This window comes from Lysobacter enzymogenes, from assembly GCF_017168095.1.
In the GTDB taxonomy this organism is placed as follows: Bacteria; Pseudomonadota; Gammaproteobacteria; order Xanthomonadales; family Xanthomonadaceae; genus Lysobacter; species Lysobacter enzymogenes_D.
The window spans coordinates 11,962-29,587 of record NZ_LXSD01000388.1; the positions used below are offsets into that span (position 1 = coordinate 11,962).

The 17,626-nt window shown below is 70.7% G+C and carries 16 protein-coding genes; 6 read left to right on the forward strand and 10 right to left on the reverse strand.

The window, feature by feature from the left end; genetic code table 11:
• Positions 1-676: 676 nt before the first annotated feature.
• The 3 genes from A7A76_RS15865 to A7A76_RS15875 form a co-directional block, all read right to left on the reverse strand.
• The gene (locus A7A76_RS15865) at positions 677-1,051 is read right to left on the reverse strand and encodes a hypothetical protein (RefSeq protein ID WP_206412096.1); all 375 of its coding nucleotides are present in this window, start codon (positions 1,049-1,051) and stop codon (positions 677-679) included.
• A 22-nt stretch (positions 1,052-1,073) separates the two neighbouring features.
• Positions 1,074-2,030 (reverse strand): DNA/RNA non-specific endonuclease, encoded by a 957-nt coding sequence (locus A7A76_RS15870; protein ID WP_206412097.1) that lies wholly within the window; start codon positions 2,028-2,030, stop codon positions 1,074-1,076.
• Between the two features lie 322 nt (positions 2,031-2,352).
• Positions 2,353-4,365: a S9 family peptidase gene (locus A7A76_RS15875; RefSeq protein ID WP_206412098.1), complete on the reverse strand. Its 2,013-nt coding sequence runs from the start codon at positions 4,363-4,365 to the stop codon at positions 2,353-2,355.
• Positions 4,366-4,694: 329 nt separating this feature from the next.
• Here A7A76_RS15875 and A7A76_RS15880 point away from each other — a divergent pair, with 329 nt between their 5' ends.
• Positions 4,695-5,831, forward strand: a complete 1,137-nt coding sequence (locus A7A76_RS15880; protein ID WP_206412099.1) for a dipeptidase — start codon at positions 4,695-4,697, stop codon at positions 5,829-5,831.
• 723 nt (positions 5,832-6,554) lie between these two features.
• Here the strand turns inward: A7A76_RS15880 and dnaG are convergent.
• From dnaG to rpsU, 5 genes are all read right to left on the reverse strand, one after another.
• The gene (gene dnaG / locus A7A76_RS15885) at positions 6,555-8,300 is read right to left on the reverse strand and encodes a DNA primase (protein WP_206412100.1); all 1,746 of its coding nucleotides are present in this window, start codon (positions 8,298-8,300) and stop codon (positions 6,555-6,557) included.
• A gap of 113 nt (positions 8,301-8,413) precedes the next feature.
• Positions 8,414-9,397 (reverse strand): YihY/virulence factor BrkB family protein, encoded by a 984-nt coding sequence (locus tag A7A76_RS15890; RefSeq protein ID WP_206412101.1) that lies wholly within the window; start codon positions 9,395-9,397, stop codon positions 8,414-8,416.
• 327 nt (positions 9,398-9,724) lie between these two features.
• The gene (locus tag A7A76_RS26745) at positions 9,725-9,832 is read right to left on the reverse strand and encodes an SEC-C metal-binding domain-containing protein (protein WP_428995171.1); all 108 of its coding nucleotides are present in this window, start codon (positions 9,830-9,832) and stop codon (positions 9,725-9,727) included.
• 335 nt (positions 9,833-10,167) lie between these two features.
• Positions 10,168-10,614: a GatB/YqeY domain-containing protein gene (locus A7A76_RS15900; protein ID WP_206412103.1), complete on the reverse strand. Its 447-nt coding sequence runs from the start codon at positions 10,612-10,614 to the stop codon at positions 10,168-10,170.
• Positions 10,615-10,803: 189 nt separating this feature from the next.
• Complete coding sequence (gene rpsU / locus A7A76_RS15905) at positions 10,804-11,019, reverse strand: 30S ribosomal protein S21 (protein ID WP_031371286.1); 216 nt, start codon at positions 11,017-11,019, stop codon at positions 10,804-10,806.
• Positions 11,020-11,190: 171 nt separating this feature from the next.
• On the opposite strand from rpsU, the gene tsaD reads away from it, so the two are divergent.
• The 3 genes from tsaD (at position 11,191) to A7A76_RS15920 (ending at position 13,812) form a co-directional block, all read left to right on the forward strand.
• A complete protein-coding gene (tsaD, locus tag A7A76_RS15910; protein ID WP_206412104.1) occupies positions 11,191-12,213 on the forward strand; it encodes a tRNA (adenosine(37)-N6)-threonylcarbamoyltransferase complex transferase subunit TsaD in 1,023 nt (340 codons plus the stop codon).
• Positions 12,214-12,454: 241 nt separating this feature from the next.
• Positions 12,455-12,814 carry a dihydroneopterin aldolase gene (gene folB, locus A7A76_RS15915; protein WP_206412105.1) on the forward strand — a complete coding sequence of 120 codons (360 nt, stop codon included), beginning with the start codon at positions 12,455-12,457 and terminating at the stop codon, positions 12,812-12,814.
• A 173-nt stretch (positions 12,815-12,987) separates the two neighbouring features.
• Positions 12,988-13,812, forward strand: a complete 825-nt coding sequence (locus tag A7A76_RS15920) for a DUF6159 family protein (protein ID WP_206412106.1) — start codon at positions 12,988-12,990, stop codon at positions 13,810-13,812.
• Between the two features lie 105 nt (positions 13,813-13,917).
• Here the strand turns inward: A7A76_RS15920 and A7A76_RS15925 are convergent, their stop codons facing one another.
• Together A7A76_RS15925 and A7A76_RS15930 are read right to left on the reverse strand one after the other, a co-directional pair.
• On the reverse strand, positions 13,918-14,730 hold the full coding sequence (locus A7A76_RS15925; protein ID WP_206412107.1) for a DUF3592 domain-containing protein: 813 nt from the start codon (positions 14,728-14,730) through the stop codon (positions 13,918-13,920).
• Between the two features lie 203 nt (positions 14,731-14,933).
• The gene (locus tag A7A76_RS15930; RefSeq protein WP_206412108.1) at positions 14,934-15,788 is read right to left on the reverse strand and encodes a DUF3592 domain-containing protein; all 855 of its coding nucleotides are present in this window, start codon (positions 15,786-15,788) and stop codon (positions 14,934-14,936) included.
• An 84-nt stretch (positions 15,789-15,872) separates the two neighbouring features.
• On the opposite strand from A7A76_RS15930, the gene A7A76_RS15935 reads away from it, so the two are divergent.
• Both A7A76_RS15935 and A7A76_RS15940 read left to right on the forward strand, forming a co-directional pair.
• Entirely contained in the window at positions 15,873-17,096 is a 1,224-nt protein-coding gene (locus A7A76_RS15935) for a class I SAM-dependent methyltransferase (protein ID WP_241200976.1), read from the forward strand.
• Complete coding sequence (locus A7A76_RS15940) at positions 17,093-17,503, forward strand: VanZ family protein (RefSeq protein WP_428995172.1); 411 nt, start codon at positions 17,093-17,095, stop codon at positions 17,501-17,503. The genes A7A76_RS15935 and A7A76_RS15940 overlap by 4 nt, the downstream gene beginning before the upstream one ends.
• The last annotated feature ends 123 nt before the right edge of the window (positions 17,504-17,626 follow it).

The following is a 17,626-nucleotide window of genomic DNA, read 5'->3' on the forward strand; positions in this document are numbered from 1 at the left end:
CCAGAGACTTCAGAGCCATGTCGCGGTAAAGCCCTGGATGCCCGCCTTCGCGGGCATGACGGTAGGCGAGTGACGCGGTAAGTGGGTTAGACCGCGTCGCTCCACGCCGTCATCCCCGCGCAGGCGGGGGTCCAGAGACTTCAGAGCCATGCCTCGATGAAGCCCTGGATGCCCGCCTTCGCGGGCATGACGATAGGCGAGTGACGCGGTAGATGGGTTCGACCGCGCCGCTCCAAGCCGTCATCCCCGCGAAGGCGGGGATCCAGAGACTTCAGAGTCATGTCGCGGTAAAGCCCTGGATGCCCGCCTTCGCGGGCATGACGGTAAGAGGGGTTCGCGCAGACGTTGGATGGGATTGGTGGTTGCGCAGGGACTTCACCGCGCCGCTCCAAGCCGTCATCCCCGCGAAGGCGGGGATCCAGAGACTTCAGAGCCATGACGCGGTAAAGCCCTGGATGCCCGCCTTCGCGGGCATGACAATAGGCGAGTGCCGCGGTAAGTGGGTTAGACCGCGCCGCTCCACGCCGTCATCCCCGCGCAGGCGGGGATCCAGAGACTTCAGAGCCATGTCGCGGTAAAGCCCTGGATGCCCGCCTTCGCGGGCATGACGGTGGGTGGGCTGCGCGGGCATAAGGGTCGTGTGCGAGGCGCGGCGCCCGCAGCTAACCCCAACCGCTCAACAAGGCCGCACGCGCTCGGCGATCTGCGCCGCGCTGTCGGGCGTGACGTACCACTTGCCCGGCTCCTCGTATTCGAAATCGATCGCCACCTCGGCCGCCTCGCGGTTGATGCGCATGATGCACACCCGCCACGGCGCTTCGCCGGGCTTCTGGGTGACCCGGCGCAGTTCCTCCAGCCGGTTCTCGATCTCCACGCCCGACGGCGTCAGCGCTTCGCCGGGCTGGCCCTTGTCGTAGCGGAAGCCGTTGAAGCGGCTGATGCCTTCGCCGTACCACGCGATCAGCGCGTAGCCGTCCCAGGGACGCTCGCCGACCTTGGGGTCGACCACGATCAGGCGCGCGATTTCGCCGAGCAATTCGTCTCTGTTCATATCGTGCTTGGGGTCCTTGCGGTCAGCTGGCCGCGATCAGTCCGTCCATCTCGCCCGCATCGACGCGGTCGTAGCGCTGGCCGGCGCGGTTGTCGAAGCTCACGCGCTGATCGTAAACCCTGTGGCCGTCGGCGGGGTCGAGGACCTCATAGGAAATGCGAACCCGGTCCGGTCGGTCGGCCTGGCGCGGGCTCAGGTCGATGCTCACGCGCACGTCCATGCCTTTGTCGATCCACGCCGCCCATTCGTTTTCCAGGGTCTTGTAGGCGCCCATGTTGAAGTTGCCGTTCTGCGGGAACAGGTTCTTCAGGCCCTGGTCGGTGACGAAGCGGTGGCCGAGCAGATGGCCGCCCTGGTCGCCGTCGACGCCGCGGTCGGCGGCGTTGCGTTGCGCGGCGGTCTCGGCGTCGCCGCGGTCGAGGTCGCTGAACACGGTGCGCAGGGTGCCTTCGGCATGAACCGGACGGCCGCGGTCGTCGACGGTCCAGGTGGCGTCGTTGATTTCGCCGCCGTCGGGATTGATCACCTGGGCGGAGATGTCGCGGGTCTTGCCGGGATCGGCATGATCGACGGGCAATTCGTCCGTGGGCAACGCGAGCCCTTGCCTGAGCCCATCGACGAAGCGCGCGACCGCGCCGTCCGCAGCGGCATCGCGCGGCAGCGCGGCGTAGGCCTCGCGCAGCTGCGGCCCGCCGCGGCGCTCTACCGCCTCGCCGATGGCGTCGCGGCCGAACGCGGTTTCCAGCTTCTGCAACTGCGGCGCGTCGAGCTTGCCGGCCAATTCATTGGCCAGCGTTTCGCGCTCGGCCAGCGGCAGCGCGCGCACGTGCTCGCCCAGCGCGCGCAGGCCTTCGTCGTCGAGCGCATCGACCTGGGCGCGCGCCTGCTGCGGCGTGGCGCGCAGCAACGTCTGCGTCGCCTCGTCGGCCGGCAACGGCGGCGCAGAGGCGGCAAGGCCGGCGCGGATCGGTTCGCTCATGGTGTGCCTGCAGGCGCTTGCGTTGCAGCACAAACTAGCTAGAAACCGACCTGAACCCCAGTAGGGAAAACCCCAGAGAGTTGTTTCAATTCAAAGACTTCAGCCTGACCGGGGTAGGGTCGACCCCATCCGGCATCGGCGAGATCGGCCGATGCCGCGATCCCGACTGTAGGAGCGGCGCGAGCCGCGACTGCGACATCGCAACCACGACGAAACCTGCGTCGCAGCGGCATTGTCGCGGTCGCGGCTCGCGCCGCTCCTACAGGGGGATTGCCGGCATCGATGAAACGCCCTCGCGCACAAGCGCGAGGGCGCGTCCGCCTCAGCGCTGCGCCGCGGCGCCTTCGCCGATCAGGTGCTGCTGCAGGAACAGCATCATCGCCGCGCTGAAGTAATCCGAGTTGGCCTTCTTCTGGAAACCGTGGCCCTCGTCGTCGAACATCAGGAACCACACCGGCTGGCCGTTGGCGCGCACCGCCTTCACGATCTGCTCGGCCTCGGTGTAGGGCACGCGCGGGTCGTTCTTGCCTTGCGCGACGAACAGCGGCGAGCGGATCTTGCCGGCGTTCTTCAGCGGCGAGATGCGGTCGAACACCGCCTTCATTTCCGGGATGCGCTCGTCGCCGTACTCGGCGCGGCGCAGGTCGCGGCGGTAGCTCTCGGTGTTGTTGAGGAAGGTGGTGAAGTCGGAGATGCCGACCACGTCGACGCCGGCGCGGATGCGGTCGCTGTAGTGCATCAGCGAGGCCAGCACCATGTAGCCGCCGTAGCTGCCGCCGTACACGCCCACGCGCTCGGCGTCGAGCTCGGGCTGCCTGCCGACCCAGTCGAGCAGCGCGCCGATGTCCTTGACCGAATCCTCGCGCTTCTCGGCGTTGTCCAGGCCGAGATAGCTGCGGCCGTAGCCGGCCGAGCCGCGCACGTTCGGCACCAGCACGGCCACGCCGAGTTCGTTGGCGAGGAACTGCGCGGCGGCGTTGAAGGTCGGCAGCGCCTGCGCTTCCGGGCCGCCGTGGATCTGGATCAGCACCGGCAGCTTCTTGCCCGCGGCGGCGCCGGCGGGCTTGTAGTAGAACGCCGGAATCGTGCGCGGCTTGCCGTCGAGCTTATCGAAGGTGGGATAGCGCACCAGCGTCGGCGCGACGAACCTGGACGAATCCAGGCCGCCGACTTCGCTGCGGGTCCAGCGCGCCAGCTGGCGCGCCTGCAGGTCGATCACATAAACGTCGCTGGGCGAGGTCGCCGAATTGATCGACAGCGCGATGCGCTTGCCGTCGGGCGAGAAATCCACGCCGCCGATGGCGCCGGCCGGCAACGCCGGCAGCGCGATCTCCTTATGCTCGGGCAGCGACAGCACATGCAGCTTGCCGATGCCGTCCTCGTTGCTGACGAACAGCAGGCGGCCGCCGTCTTCCGACAGCGCGACCCGGTCCACGTCCCACGGAATCTTGTCGCTGAGCAGCTCGAACTTGCCGCTGGCCGGCTCGTGCCGGCGCAGGGTGCGGAATTCCTGCGGCTTGCCGGCGACGATTTCGTCGGACACGTAATACACCGAGCGGCCGTCGCGCGAGAAACGGAAGTCGCTGATCGCGGCCTTGCCGCCGTCGACCGGGAACAGAGTCAGCTTGCCGCTGGCCAGATCGACCAGGCCCGGGTAAGACTCGCTCGCCGACACGTACTTGATCACCAGCAGCTGCTTGCCGTCGGGCGAGAAATCCTGCGCGCTCCACTGGCCGCCCTCGGTGACCACCGCGCGCGCCTGGCCGTCGGGGAAGCCGCCGACCCACACATCGGTGTCCTTGCCGTTGCGGCGGGTGCTGCTGTATGCCAGCTGCTTGCCGTCGTGCGAGAACAGCGGCGACTGATTGCGCGACTTGCCGTCGGTCAGCAGGCGGGTCTGGCGCGTGGCCAGGTCGAACCAGTGCAGTTGCCAGAACTCGTTGCCGCCGACGTCCTTGCCGAACACGAAGCCGTCGGCGGCGCCCGGGGCCACGGTCAGCGCGTTGACCGGTTCGGGATAGAAGGTGAGCTGCTCGCGCATGCCCAGCGGCGCGCACACGCGGTGGGCCTGCGAGGTTTCGGCGAAGCGGGTGGAGATCAGCAGGCAGCCGTCGCGGGTCCAGCCGGCGAAGTTGGCGCCGCGGGTGTTCTGGTAGCGGTTGAGGCGTTCCAGCAGTTCGGCCGGAACCGCCGGCACGTTCTCGCTGGTGCGGTTGCCCTGGTGCAGGCGTTCGACCGGCGCGGCGGCTTGCGCGTGGGCGGCGCCAGCGCAGGCCAATGCCAGCGCGCTGGCGGCCAGGAACGTGGTGTTGGGCAACAGGCGGCGCAGGCTCATCGGCGGTCTCCCCCGGGACGGCCGTGCGCGGCGCGCAGGCCAAGGCGCGCCGCGGGAGCGGCGCAGGAAGCCCGAGCTTAGCGCGCCGGCGCCGCGGCGATCCCTCCCGAAAGTCACGGCTTCCCTAGGCCGGCGTTCCGCCTAGAGTGCGTTGTCTGCAATCGTGCCGGTTCGATGCGATCTGCGATCCGATCCGATCGAATCGCGCCCGCGCGAGCACGCTCGTTCGCAGCGCTCGCGTTGCCGATCGCACCGGTTGCGAGCGGCCTGTTTCCCATCGCCGCGCTGGGGCGCGCGCGATGGCATCTCAACTGGGGGAGTGCAACGAAATGCCCGATCGCAGAAGTTTCCTGATCCACAGCGCGCTGGCCGGCGCCGGCGCGCTCGCCGGCGGCTGGGCCGGCGCGTTGCGCGCGGCCGCGCCGCCGCTGCGCTGGGCGCCGTACGCCGAGGCGATGGTGGTCGACGCCTGCGGCTTCATCGGCAGCGACGAGGCCAAGCCCGGCGACCTGCTGACGCCGAAGCTGGTCGCCGAAGCGCGCGAGAGCGGCCTGCGCGTGCTGCAGACCACGGTCGGCCCGGTGGCGCAGTACGAAGGCGCGTTCGAAGCGACCGTGCGCGACATCGCCGCGTGGGAGAACGAGATCGCCCTGCATCCCGACGTGTTCCTGGCGGTGCGCAGCGGCGCCGACCTGGAACGCGCGCGGCGCGAGAAGAAGCTCGGCGTGGTCTACCAGTTCCAGGACAGCGCGCCGATCGGCGAGAAGCTCGAACGCATCGACGACTACCACCGGCTCGGCCTGCGCACGGTGCAGCTGACCTACAACGTGCGCAACCTCGCCGGCGACGGCTGCCTGGAGCCCGGCGACGCCGGCCTGAGCAAGTTCGGCCACAGCCTGGTCGAGCGGCTCAACCAGCGCCGGATCCTGGTCGACCTGGCCCACAGCGGCCGCCGCACGGCGCTGGAAGCGATCGCGGCCTCGAAATCTCCGGTGCTGATCAGCCACACCGGCTGCGCGGCCCTGGTCGAGCGTCCGCGCAACAAGACCGACGCCGAACTGCGCGCCTGCGCCGAGCGCGGCGGCGTGGTCGGCATCTACCTGATGCCGTTCCTGCGCGAGAGCGGCCAGCCCGGCGCGGCCGACGTGATCCGCCACCTCGAGCACGCGCTCGACGTCTGCGGCGAGGACCACGTCGGCATCGGCACCGACAACCTGGTCTCGGCGGTGGCGCTGACCGAAAGCTACAAGCGCGACCACGCCGAATCGATCCGCGAACGGCGCAAGCTCGGCATATCCGCGCCGGGCGAGAGCGAGACGGTGTACCTCTACGTCGAAGGCCTCAACGCCCCGCGCCGGTTCGAAACCCTGGCCGCGCTGCTGTCCGCCCGCGGCCACAGCGACGCGCGCATCGGCAAGATCCTCGGCGGCAACTTCGCGCGGGTGATGAGCGAAGTCTGGGGCTGAAGCGGATGCCTGAAGTCCGACCTGTAGGAGCTGCGCAAGCGGCGACCGCGGGGTAGCCGTTCGCGTCGCAAGCGAGGTATCGCGGTCGCGGCTCGCGCCGCTCCTACAGGGAGCGGCCGTGGCGACGCTGCAAGATCGCCGCTCAGCCCGAAGTCCGACTGTGGGAGTTGCGCAAGCTGCGACAGCTAGGTAGCCGTTTACGTCGCAAGCGAAGTGTCGCGGTCGCGGCTTGCGCCGCTCCTACAGGCAGCGGCCGTGGCGACGCTGCAAGATCGCCGCTCAGCCCGAAGTCCGACTGTAGGAGCTGCGCAAGCTGCGACCGCTGGGTAGCCGTTCGCATCGCAAGCGTGGTGTCGCGGTCGCCGCTCGCGCCGCTCCTACAGGCAGCGGCCGTAGCGCCGCTGCAAGATCGCCGCTCAGCCCGAAGTCCGACTGTAGGAGCTGCGCAAGCTGCGACCGAGGGGTGTCCGTTCGCGCCGCAAGCGAAGTGTCGCGGTCGCGGCTCGCGCCGCTCCTACAGGAAGCGGCCGTAGCGACGCTGCAAGATCGCCGCTCAGCCCGAAGTCCGACTGTAGTAGCTGCGCAAGCTGCGACCGCGAGGTAGCCGTTCGCGTCGCAAGCGAGGGGTCGCGGTCGCGGCTCGCGCCGCTCCTACAGGAAGCGGCCGTGGCGCCGCCGCAAGATCGCCGCTCCTACAATCGGCCTGCGTAACCGCATCCAGGCTTACTGCGCCCGCTGCAATCCCGCGCGCATCTGCAACAGCGCCAGCAATTCGCGCTTTTCCGCATCGCCCAGCCCGCCGTCGCGCTGCTGCGCCTGCAGTTCGTCCAGCCGCTGCACCACGGTCTGCTTCTGCAACTGCTCGATCGCATCGAGAAATTCGCGCTGCAGGTGCTCTTCGTTGCCCGGCAGGCTCTGGCTGGCCAGTTTCTGCAGCGCGCCGATCTGCGCGTGCCCGGCGAAATGCTCCAGCAGCGCGCCGGTGCTGATTTCCGGGCGCTGCTGCACCACATCGACGATCTCGACCAGCAAGTCCACGCCCGGCTGGTTGAGCCGGGCGAAGCCGTACGGCGGTTGCAGCGCCGCGGCCAGTGCGGGCTTTTGCAGCAGCAGCGCGATCGCGCTGCGCACCAGCGAGCGCTTGGGCGTCGCCGCCGGCCGCTGCGCGGCGCTGGCGCGCTGCGCCGGCACGTGGGTCTGCGGCGACGCCGCGCGCGCGCCGACGCCGGTCAGTTCGGTGAGGCGCTGCTGCATCAGGTCGGCGAAGGCGCCGTCGGGAATCTGGGTCAACAGCGGCTTGGCGCGCTCGGCCAGGCGGCCCTTGCCTTCGAGCGTGTGCAGGTTGACGTCGGCGGCGAGGCTGTCGAACAGGAACTGCGACAGCGGCATCGCCTCCTGCAGGCGGCGATGGAAGCCCTCGGCGCCTTCGGCCCGCACCAGCGTATCCGGATCCTCGCCCTCGGGCAGGAACAGGAAGAACGCCTGGCGCCCGTCCTTCATCCTCGGCAGCACCGATTCCACCGCCTTCCACGCCGCGCCGCGGCCGGCGCGGTCGCCGTCGAAGCAGAAGTACACATCGGCGGCGTTGCGGAACAGCAGCTCGGCGTGGTCGGGCGTGGTCGCGGTGCCGAGCGTGGCGACCGCGGTGTCGACGCCGTGCTGGAACAGCGCGATCACGTCCATGTAGCCCTCGACCACGATCAGCCGCGGGATCTTGTTGTGGGCCTGGCGCACCTGCCACAGCCCGTACAGCTCGCGGCCCTTGTGGAACAGCGGGGTTTCCGGCGAGTTGAGGTATTTCGGGCCGTCGTCCTTGTCCAGCACGCGTCCGCCGAACGCGATCACGCGGCCGCGGCGGTCGTGGATCGGGAACATCACCCGGTCGCGGAACTTGTCGTAGACCCGTCCGCTGTCGTTCTTCGACAGCAGGCCGGCGCGGTCGAGCAGCTTGAGCCGGCGCTCGTCGGTGCCCAGCGCGTCGCGCAGGCCGTTGAAGCCGTCGGGCGCGTAGCCGATGCCGAAGCGGTCGCGGATGTCGATGCTGACGCCGCGGTTGTCCAGATAGCCCTGGGCCTTGCCGCTGGCCGCGTACTGGCGCAGGAAGAAGCGCTGCGCGGCTTCCAGCGCGTGGATCAGATCCTGGGTGTCGGAGTTTTCGTTGCGCGCGCGGGTGTCGCGCGGCACTTCCACGCCGACGCGCTTGGCCAGCTCGTCGACCGCGTCGAGGAATTCGAGGCGGTCGTAGTTCATCAGGAAGCTGATCGCGGTGCCGTGCGCGCCGCAGCCGAAGCAGTGATAGAACTGCTTGGTCGGCGAGACCCAGAACGAGGGCGAGCGCTCGTCGTGGAACGGGCAGCGCGCCGAGTACTCCTTGCCCTGGCGCTTCAACGGCACGCGCGCGCCGATCACCTCGACGATGTCGGTGCGGGCGAGGAGGTCGTCGATGAAGCCGTCGGGGATGCGGGCCATGCCGGAGCCGCCCGGGCGGGCGGCGGAGTCTGGAGTAGGAAGCGGCGACTAGGATGCCACGGGCGGGGCGCAGCGGCCGCGACCGCGGCGGGCGGTTGGCGCGGTGCGGCCGCTCAGGCCGCGTCCAGGCCGGCCGCGGCGCGCTCTTCGGCCAGGCGCCGGCGCACCCGCGCGTGCTCGTCGAGCATCGCGGTGATCAGCGCGCCGACCAGGAACACCACCGCGCAGTAGTACATCCACACCAGCATGACCACCAAGCCGCCGGCCGGGCCGTAGGCGGTGCCCAGGCTGGCCTGGCCCAGGTACAGGCCGATCGCGCTGCGCCCGAGCATGAACATGCCCGCGGTCAGCGCGCCGCCGAACAGCGCGCGCCGGCGCGTCACCGGCCGGTCCGGCAGCCAGCGGTACATGGCCGCGAACACCGCCGCATACAGCAGGAACGACACCGCCGCGGCGAACGCCGGCAGCAGGTCGGGCACGTAGGCGATCAGCAATTGCAGCGCCGCCTGCGCCGCCATCGACACCACCAGCAGGAAGCCCACGCTGATGACCATGCCGAACGACAGCAGCCGCTTGCGCAGCCACACCGCCAGCCCGCCCAGGCGCTTGGCGTCGCTGCGGAACACCCGGTTGAGCGCGGCCTGCAACTGGCCGAACACGGCCGAGGCGCCGACCAGCAGCGCCAGCGTGCCCAGCAGCGCGGCCAGCGAGCCGGTGCCGGGGCGGTGCTGGGCGTTGGCGACGATCAGCCGCGCGGTGTTCTCGACCTCGTTGCCGGCCAGCAGGCCCATCTGGCGGAAGAATTCCTCCTGCGCCGACGGATACAGCGCCGTGCTCAGCCACAGCACCATCAGCACCAGCGGCGCCAGCGACAGCAGGGTGTAGAACGACAGCGCCGCGGCCAGGGCGAGGATGTCGTAATCGACGAAGCGCTGGACGAACTTGCCCGGCCAGCTCTGCTCCAGTCGGGTCTGCAGCGACTGGATGCGCTGCAAGGCGTCGTGGGCGAGCCCGGCGGCGGCCGAGCGCTCGCCGTCGCGGGCGTCGGCATCGACGGGCGGAACCTGATCGGATCGGCGGATATCGTTCGAAGGCATGCGGCGAAGGCGGCGGCGCCGGACGGCGTCGCGTTCAGTATCCGCCAAGCCGGTTAGGCGTGTGTTGGCGCGGCGTTAGGCGCGGGGGCGCGTCGTGGTTGCGATCCCGCGGTCGCGGCTCGCGCCGCTCCTACAGTCGGATACGAAGCCGGCCGAAGCCCCTGTAGGAGCGGCGCAAGCCGCGACCGCGAACCCCGGCCCGCCGCGCCACCGCGAAGCCGGGACAGCCTCCGACCCGCTCCAGGCCGGACACGAAAAAGCCGGCGCAGCTTCACGCCGCGCCGGCTCGGGTCTCACTCGCGGAAGTAATCGTCCCGCAGCACGCCCTCAAAACGTCCGCCGCTCAGGCAGCAACGCCTTGAACCTCCGGGTCGAGCCGCACGGGCAAGGATCGTTGCGGCCGAGCTTCTCGACCAACTCCTTGCCGCCATGCACGAAGCGGCGGCCGCGTTTGACCCGGCTCTCGGAGGGATAGCCCTTGCGGCGTTTGCGGGTGATCTCGACCGATGCGTCGTCTGGCGCACCGGTGGGCAGGATGGCGTGGAGAAGCGCGTCCTCGCGCGGATCGAGCGGTGCGTCGTCGATACGGTCCGGCGGGCCGGCGACGGCCTGCAGCTCAGGCGGGGTAAAAGCAGTCGGGAGCGAAACGATGGCGTTGCATGGTGCACCTCCAGGTGTGCGGCCCTTGCGGGCGTCGAAAACCGGGCGCGGCGCAGGCCGCGTCCGGGGAACATCGGGCCCGCCGCACCCGGCGGCGGGCCGAAGCGGCCTCAGCCCGCCAAGCGCTTCTTGGCCAGCGCCGAGACCTGGCCCATGTCGGCCTTGCCGCCGAGCTTGGCCTTGAGCGGGCCCATCAGCTTGCCCAGATCGGCCGGGCCGGTCGCGCCGACCTCGGCGATGGTGGCCTCCAGCACTTCGAGGATCTCGGCCTCGCCCATCTTGGCCGGCAGGTAGCGTTCGATCACCACGATCTCGTCGCGCTCGACCTGGGCCAGGTCGTCACGCTTGGCGGTTTCGTACTGGGTCACCGAGTCGCGGCGCTGCTTGACCATCTTGTCGAGCACGGCGATCACCGCAGTGTCGTCGAGCTCGATGCGCTCGTCGACTTCCTTCTGCTTGATCGCGGCGTTGATCAGGCGGATCACGCCGAGGGAGTGCTTGTCGCCGCTCTTCATCGCGGCCTTCATGTCTTCGGTGAGGCGTTGCTTGAGGCTCATGGGACGAATCCGGGGTAGGGGAAAGAAGGGGGCGCAGAACGCGGCCGGCGGGCCTGGCGGGCGGGCCGCCGCGGCCGGTATTCGCCGAACCGCAAACGCAAAGAGCCGGCAGCGCACGAGGCGCAGCCGGCTCGATGGTCGTTCCTCGCAAGCGCCGGCCGCGAAGCCGGTGCAGCGCGGAAAGCGCGATCAGTACAGGCGCTGGCGCTTGGTCACATCGCGCGAGGCGCGACGGGCCTGACGCTTCACCGCGGCAGCGGCCTTGCGCTTGCGTTCCTGCGTCGGCTTTTCGTAGAACTCGCGCTTGCGGGTCTCGGCCAGGACGCCGGCCTTCTCGCAGGTGCGCTTGAAGCGGCGCAGGGCAAACTCGAAAGGCTCGTTTTCGCGGACTTTGACGCTGGGCATACGTATTCTCGTTAAGGGACCAGCCCGGGCAGGCCGGGAGAAGAGCCGCGCATTATAGCGATGCTTGGCCGGAAGGTGCAACATAGGCGGTATGAACGCGACATTCTCCCAGAAATCGGCCGCGGCGCCAGTCCCCGCGAGGCCCGTCGGCCGCCTGCAGGGCCCGTCCCGATGAAAGTCCTGGGCATCGAAACCAGTTGCGACGAGACCGGCGTCGCCGTCTACGACACCGACGCCGGCCTGCGCGCCCACGCCCTGTACAGCCAGATCGCCCTGCACGCCGAGTACGGCGGGGTGGTGCCCGAGCTGGCCAGCCGCGACCACGTGCGCAAGCTGCTGCCGCTGATCCGCCAGACCCTGGCCGAGGCCGGCCTGCGCACCGACGAAATCGACGGGGTGGCCTATACCGCCGGCCCCGGCCTGGTCGGCGCGCTGCTGGTCGGCGCCGGCGTCGCCCGCGCCTTGGCCTGGGCGCTCGAGGTGCCGGCGATCGGCGTGCACCACATGGAAGGCCATCTGCTCGCGCCGCTGATGGAGGACGACCCGCTGGGCCGGCCCGAGCCGCCGTTCGTGGCCTTGCTGGTGTCCGGCGGCCACACCCAACTGGTCGCGGTCGACCGCATCGGCCAGTACCGGCTGCTCGGCGAGACCCTCGACGACGCCGCCGGCGAAGCCTTCGACAAGACCGCCAAGCTGATGGGCCTGCCGTACCCCGGCGGCCCGCAGCTGGCCGCGCAGGCCGAGCTCGGCGTGCCCGGCAAGTTCAAGTTCGCCCGGCCGATGACCGACCGGCCCGGCCTGGATTTCAGCTTCAGCGGTCTTAAGACCCAGGTGCTGCTGGCCTGGCAGAACAGCGACAAGACCGATCAGACCCGCGCCGACATCGCCCGCGCGTTCGAGGACGCGGTGGTCGACACGCTGGCGATCAAGTGCGAACGCGCGCTCGACGCGGCCGGCTGCGACACCCTGGTGGTGGCCGGCGGCGTCGGCGCCAACAAGCGCTTGCGCGCCAGGCTCGCGGCGATGGCCGGCCAGCGCGGCGGCCGGGTCGCGTTCCCGCGGCCGATGTTCTGCACCGACAACGGCGCGATGATCGCCTACGCGGGCGCGCTGCGTTTGCTGGCGGGGCAGCGCGCGGATGCGTCGGTGCGGGTGACGCCGCGGTGGGATATGGCGTTGCTCGAAGCGGTGTGATCGTCGCCGGCTGGGGGCGTTCGCCGTGGACGCGTTGTCGCGGTCGCGGCTCGCGCCGCTCCTACAGGGGCTGCGGCGAGTTTCGTATCCGACTGTAGGAGCGGCGCGAGCCGCGACCGCGAAAACGAAACCACGACGCGGCTCTGCGTATCGCCGCACCGTCGCCGCATCGGCGACAAGCCTCGCCGCGCTCAGGTACATTGCGCCGCATCCTCGACTGCACCGGCCCGCGCACACGCTCATGGACCACGTATTCATCGAAGGCCTGGAAATCGAGGCCGTCATCGGCATCTACGACTGGGAGCGCGAGATCCGCCAGCCGCTGGTGTTCGACCTGGAGATGGAGTTCGACAACCGCGCGCCCGCGGCCAGCGATGCGATCGAGCACACCCTGGACTATTCGGCGGTGTGCGCGCGCATCAGCGCGTTCGTCGCCGCTTCGCGCTTCGGCCTGGTCGAGACCCTGGCCGAGCGGGTCGCGGCGATCGTGATCGAGGAATTCGGCGTACGCCGGGTGGCGCTGAAGCTGACCAAGCCCGGCGCGATCCGCAACGCGCGCGGGGTCGGCGTGCGCATCGTGCGCGAGCGCGCGCCGGGCTGAGGCGGGGCCCGCGCAGGCGCGAGCCGGCTGCAGCGGGCGGCCGGGTTCCTGCGCCGGTCCGCATCGCATCGCGCCGCATCGCCGTCATCCATGCCGGGGCGGCGACGTTCCGCACTTGCGCGCCGCCGCCGCAGCGCCGACGATGCGCCGTCATCAAGCTCTGGGGAGAGACGATGTTCGACAAGATCAAGCGCAGTTGGGAACTGGCCAAGGCCAGCGCCTCGGTCCTGCATTCCGACCGCGAACTGCTGGTGTTCCCGGTGATTTCCGCCGCCTGCGTGCTGGTGGTGCTGGCGACCTTCCTGGTGCCGGCGCTGGCGCTGGACCTGTTCCGCGACGGCTACGGCCCGGGCACGATCGCGTTCGCCTTCGCGTTCTACTTCTGCCAGTACTTCGTCATCGTGTTCTGCAACTGCGCGCTGGTCAGCGCGGCGATGATCCGGCTGGAAGGCGGCGACCCGACCTTGCGCGACGGTTTGCGCGCGGCGACCGCGCGGATCGGCGCGATCGCCGGCTACGCCGCCATCGCCGCCACCGTCGGCATGATCCTCAACGCGCTCAAGGACCGCGACAACAACATCATCGTGCGCCTGATCGGCGGCGCGCTCGGCGCGGCCTGGACCATGGCGACGTTCCTGGTGGTGCCGGTGCTGGTCGCCGAGGACGTCGGCCCGATGGACGCGATCAAGCGTTCGGTGGCGATGTTCAAGCGCACCTGGGGCGAGAGCGCGGCCGGCATGGTCGGCATCGGCCTGGCCTGCGGCGCGGCGATGGTCGGCGTGGCGGTGATCGGCTTCGGCCTGGCCTGGCTGCTGGGCGCGGCGTCGAGCGCGCTGGCGGTGCTGATCGGCGCGGTCACCGTGCTCGCCCTGCTGGGCCTGGCGGTGTACCAGAGCGCGCTGGGCGGGGTGTATTCGGCCGCGCTGTACCGCTACGCCGCCGACGGCGAAGTGCCGGCCGGGTTCGAAGGCCTGGCGCTGGAATCGATGAAGGCTTGACGCCCGGGGGCGGGATCGGCGAGGAGGTTTCCTCGTCGATCCGTCCGGCCCGGCGGCTCAAGCCATTCCCCCGATCCCCAATCCCGGCCCGCCCGACGGGCGGGCTCATCCCAAGGCCTGCGACAGCTGCGGCCGCTCGCCGAAACCGACCACGATGCGGTGGCCGTCGTCGGCGGCGTGCGGATAGAACCACACCAGCACGCGCTCGCCGGCGCGCGGCAGCGCCTGTGGGTCGAAGTCGCCGATCTTGGCCACGCGCCGTTCGGTGCCGGCGTGGTCGTCGAAACGCACCACCACCCGCACCCGCGACGGGTTGTAGACCTCGGTGCCGACGTGTTCGGTGTGGACGACGGTGCCGGCCACGCGCACGCCGTGGGCGAGCAGTTCGCGCACGCGGCGGTCGCGTTCGCGGTAGCGGCGCAGGCACACCATCGCGCCGAGCGTCAGCAGCAGCGCGATCAGGGCGAAGGACGACGGCAGCGAGCGCGGCGCGTCGCCGAGCAGCCACTGCGGCCAGCCCGCCGCCAGGCCGGTCAGCGCCGCCTGCGGATGCCAGGGCCAGGCCCGGGCCAGGGCGAAGCCGGCGGCGAGCGCGGCCACGGCCAGCGCCAGCCCGGTCTGCAACGCCACCGCCAGACCGAAGCGCGCGCCCAGGTCGGCGTTGACGAACACGCCGAAGATCAGCCCGGCGAAGCCGCCGGCCAGCAACGACCACAGCAGCGCCTGCAGCGGCGCGCCCGGGGCGATCGCCTGCGGCGGCTGGCCGAGCGCGCCGGCCAGCGCGTAGCCGCACAGGGTCCAGCCGGCGGCGCACAGCGCCAGCAGCAGCCACAGGCGGGCCGGCAAGCGGTCCGGCGGCGGCAGCAGCCGGCTGTGTTCGATCACGCGGTGTTCGATCGCGGCAACGGACTTGCTCATGCCGGGCGTCCTTGTCGAGCGGAACCGGGGAGCCATGTTGCATGCGATAAGCGAAGAAAGTGTGAGTTAAATCACAAATTTCCGTGGGCTGGGATGGCCGCTTGCAGTGGCGGGGCGCGTTTTTCCCGTGCTTTGCCGCGTTCAGCGCGGATCGGCGGCGGCGCGGTCGCGGTCACGCGAAAACCCTGTTCAGCCAGTCGGGCTCATTGCGCGGCCAGCCGTTCCTCGATCTGCGCGTCCTCGGCGCTGCCGAAGCCGACCACGATGCGGTCCTCGTCGCCGGGCGCCTCGCGCAGGAACCACACCTGCACCTCGTCGCCGACCCGCGGCACCCGGCTGGCGTCGAACGGGCCGGTCTTGGTGACCCAGCGCTCGACGCCGAGGTGGTCGGCGAAGCGGGCGACGAAGCGGATGCACGGTTCGTTGCCGATTTCCACCCCGGTGTGCTGGGTTTCGGTGACCACGCCGGTGGTGCGCTGGCCCTGGGTCAGAGTCGTGCGCAGACGCGCCTGCCGGCGCAGATGGCGGCGACGCGCGGCCAGCGCCGCCCAGGCCAGCAACGCGGCCAGCGCGGCCAGCAGCGCCGGCGCCCAGTACTGCGCGGTCCAGGCCAGCCAGCCGCCCGCGCCCCAGGGCAGGGTGGCGGCGGTGTCGAAGAAGCCGGCCCGCGGCGGCGCCACCCAGCGGTCGGCCGCGCCGCGCCACAGCCCCAGCGCGATCGCGCCGAGATTGACCGCGAACGAGGCGCGGGTGCCGCCGACGCCGCCGAGCGCGGCGCCGAGCACGGCGTCGACGCCGAAGCCCAGGATCATCGCGCCGAACACGCCGACGAACAGCATCCACAGCAGCGCCGGCGTTTCATTCGGCGGCTGCAGCTCCGGCGCCAGGTAGCCGGTGGCGATGGGGTAGGTCGCCACGTCGCCGACGCCGTAGCCGAACATCGCCCACAACCCGGCGCAGACGGCGACCAGCAGCCAGGCGCCCCAGCCGGGGCGCGCCGAGGCGGCCGCCTGCAGGCGCTGGCGGCGGCGGGCGATGGCGGGATCGACGGTGCTCATGGCGGCGGTCCTTCGTGCGCGGGCGTTGCGGCGAGTATGGCCGCTGCCGGCGCGCGGCGCTCCGCCCGGGTCCGCAAGGCCGCGCTGCTTTATCCTGGGCGCCCGCTCGCCACCGCCGCATCCGTGACCGCTCTCGACCTGCCGCTTCCCGACGCCGACGCGCTCGCCCACAGCGCGCGCCTGTCCCGCCTCATCCACGACCAGATCGCCGCGAACGGCGGCGCGATCGCGTTCTCGCGCTTCATGGAGCTGGCGCTGTACGCGCCGGGCCTGGGCTACTACAGCGCCGGCGCGAGCAAGTTCGGCGACGAAGGCGATTTCGTCACCGCGCCCGAGCTCGGCCCGGTGTTCGCCGCGTGCACGGCGCAGGCGCTGGCGCCGGTGCTGCAGCAGCTCGGCGCGCAGGCGCGGGTGCTGGAGCTGGGCGGCGGCACCGGCGCGTTCGCCGAGGTCGCGCTCAAGCGCCTGCTCGAACTCGACGCGCTGCCCGACCGCTACGCCATCCTCGAACCCAGCGCGCAGTTGCGCGAGCGCCAGCGCGAACGCCTGATGCAGCGGCTGACGCCGCCGCTGTTCGAACTGGTGGAATGGCTCGACGGCCCGTTCGGCGACGAGTGGGACGGCGTGGTGTTCGCCAACGAAGTGATCGACGCGCTGCCGACGCCGCGCTTCGCCGTGCGCGACGGCGAAGTCTATGAAGAACACGTGGCCAGCGACGGCGACGGCTTCAAGCGCGAGCTGCGCCCGGCCGACAGTTTTCTCGCCAACGCCGTGCTGCACGTCCAGCGCGGGCTGGAGCAGCGCTTCGCCGACGGCTATCGCTCCGAAGTGCTGCCGCAGTTGCCGTACTGGATCCAGGCCGTGTCCGGCGGCCTGCGCCGCGGCGCGTTGCTGTTCGTCGATTACGGCTACGCGCGCAGCGAGTTCTACGCGCCCGAACGCGACGACGGCACCTTGCGCGCCTATTACCGCCATCGCGTCCACGCCGAACCGCTGCTGTGGCCGGGCCTGCAGGACCTCACCGCATCGGTGGACTTCACCGCGCTGGTCGAGGCCGGCGTCGGCGCCGGTTTCGACCTTGCCGGCTACTGCTCGCAGGCCAGCTTCCTGCTCGGCAACGGCCTGGACGAAGTGCTCAAGCGCATCGAGGCCATCGCCGATCCGGTCGAGAAGCAGCGCCGCCTCAACGAAGTGAAAAAGCTGACCCTGCCCAGCGAAATGGGCGAGCGCTTCCAGGTCATGGGCCTGGAGAAGGACGTGGCGTTCGGCGCGGCGTTCCTGGCCGGCGACCTGAGCCACCGCCTGTGAGCGCGGCGAAGACGCTGCGCGAGTTCCACCGCCCGGCGCTGTGGATCGCGCTGTGGCTGGCGATGATCGCGGCGGTGATTGCGACCTGCCTGATGCCGGCCCAGGACCTGCCGCCGACGCCGTTCGACAGCTTCGACAAGGTCGAGCACTTCACCGCCTATCTGCTGCTGTCGCTGTACGCCGGCATGCTGTTCGCGCGGGTGCGCGCGCAGGCGCTGGCGACGGCGGGCTTGATCGCGCTCGGCGTGGCCTTGGAGTTCGCCCAGGCCACGCTCACCGATTCGCGCAGCGGCGACGCGGCCGACGCGCTGGCCAACAGCCTCGGCGCCTTGGCCGGCCTGTGGCTGGCGCGTACGCCGCTGGGGCTGTGGCTGCAGCGCGTGGACCGGGCGCTGGCGCGGCGCTGAGCGCGGCGGCGGTGCGCCGCGAACGATCGCGGCGCTGCGGCCGGTGGCGCCTGCGCGCACCGATGCCGCGCGCTTCAGCGAATTCATGGATACGTCGGCGGCCTGCCTGCGCGGCGCGATCCC

Excerpts from the sequence above, each read along its gene's own strand:
- folB (WP_206412105.1), top strand. The coding sequence starts at position 12,455 with ATGGACCACGTATTCATCGAAGGCCTGGAAATCGAGGCCGTCATCGGC.
- tsaD (WP_206412104.1), top strand. The coding sequence starts at position 11,191 with ATGAAAGTCCTGGGCATCGAAACCAGTTGCGACGAGACCGGCGTCGCC.
- A7A76_RS15870 (WP_206412097.1), bottom strand. The coding sequence starts at position 2,030 with ATGAGCGAACCGATCCGCGCCGGCCTTGCCGCCTCTGCGCCGCCGTTG.
- A7A76_RS15920 (WP_206412106.1), top strand. The coding sequence starts at position 12,988 with ATGTTCGACAAGATCAAGCGCAGTTGGGAACTGGCCAAGGCCAGCGCC.
- A7A76_RS15880 (WP_206412099.1), top strand. The coding sequence starts at position 4,695 with ATGCCCGATCGCAGAAGTTTCCTGATCCACAGCGCGCTGGCCGGCGCC.
- A7A76_RS15925 (WP_206412107.1), bottom strand. The coding sequence starts at position 14,730 with ATGAGCAAGTCCGTTGCCGCGATCGAACACCGCGTGATCGAACACAGC.
- A7A76_RS15865 (WP_206412096.1), bottom strand. The coding sequence starts at position 1,051 with ATGAACAGAGACGAATTGCTCGGCGAAATCGCGCGCCTGATCGTGGTC.
- A7A76_RS15890 (WP_206412101.1), bottom strand. The coding sequence starts at position 9,397 with ATGCCTTCGAACGATATCCGCCGATCCGATCAGGTTCCGCCCGTCGAT.
- A7A76_RS15875 (WP_206412098.1), bottom strand. The coding sequence starts at position 4,365 with ATGAGCCTGCGCCGCCTGTTGCCCAACACCACGTTCCTGGCCGCCAGC.
- dnaG (WP_206412100.1), bottom strand. The coding sequence starts at position 8,300 with ATGGCCCGCATCCCCGACGGCTTCATCGACGACCTCCTCGCCCGCACC.
- A7A76_RS15930 (WP_206412108.1), bottom strand. The coding sequence starts at position 15,788 with ATGAGCACCGTCGATCCCGCCATCGCCCGCCGCCGCCAGCGCCTGCAG.
- rpsU (WP_031371286.1), bottom strand. The coding sequence starts at position 11,019 with ATGCCCAGCGTCAAAGTCCGCGAAAACGAGCCTTTCGAGTTTGCCCTG.
- A7A76_RS15900 (WP_206412103.1), bottom strand. The coding sequence starts at position 10,614 with ATGAGCCTCAAGCAACGCCTCACCGAAGACATGAAGGCCGCGATGAAG.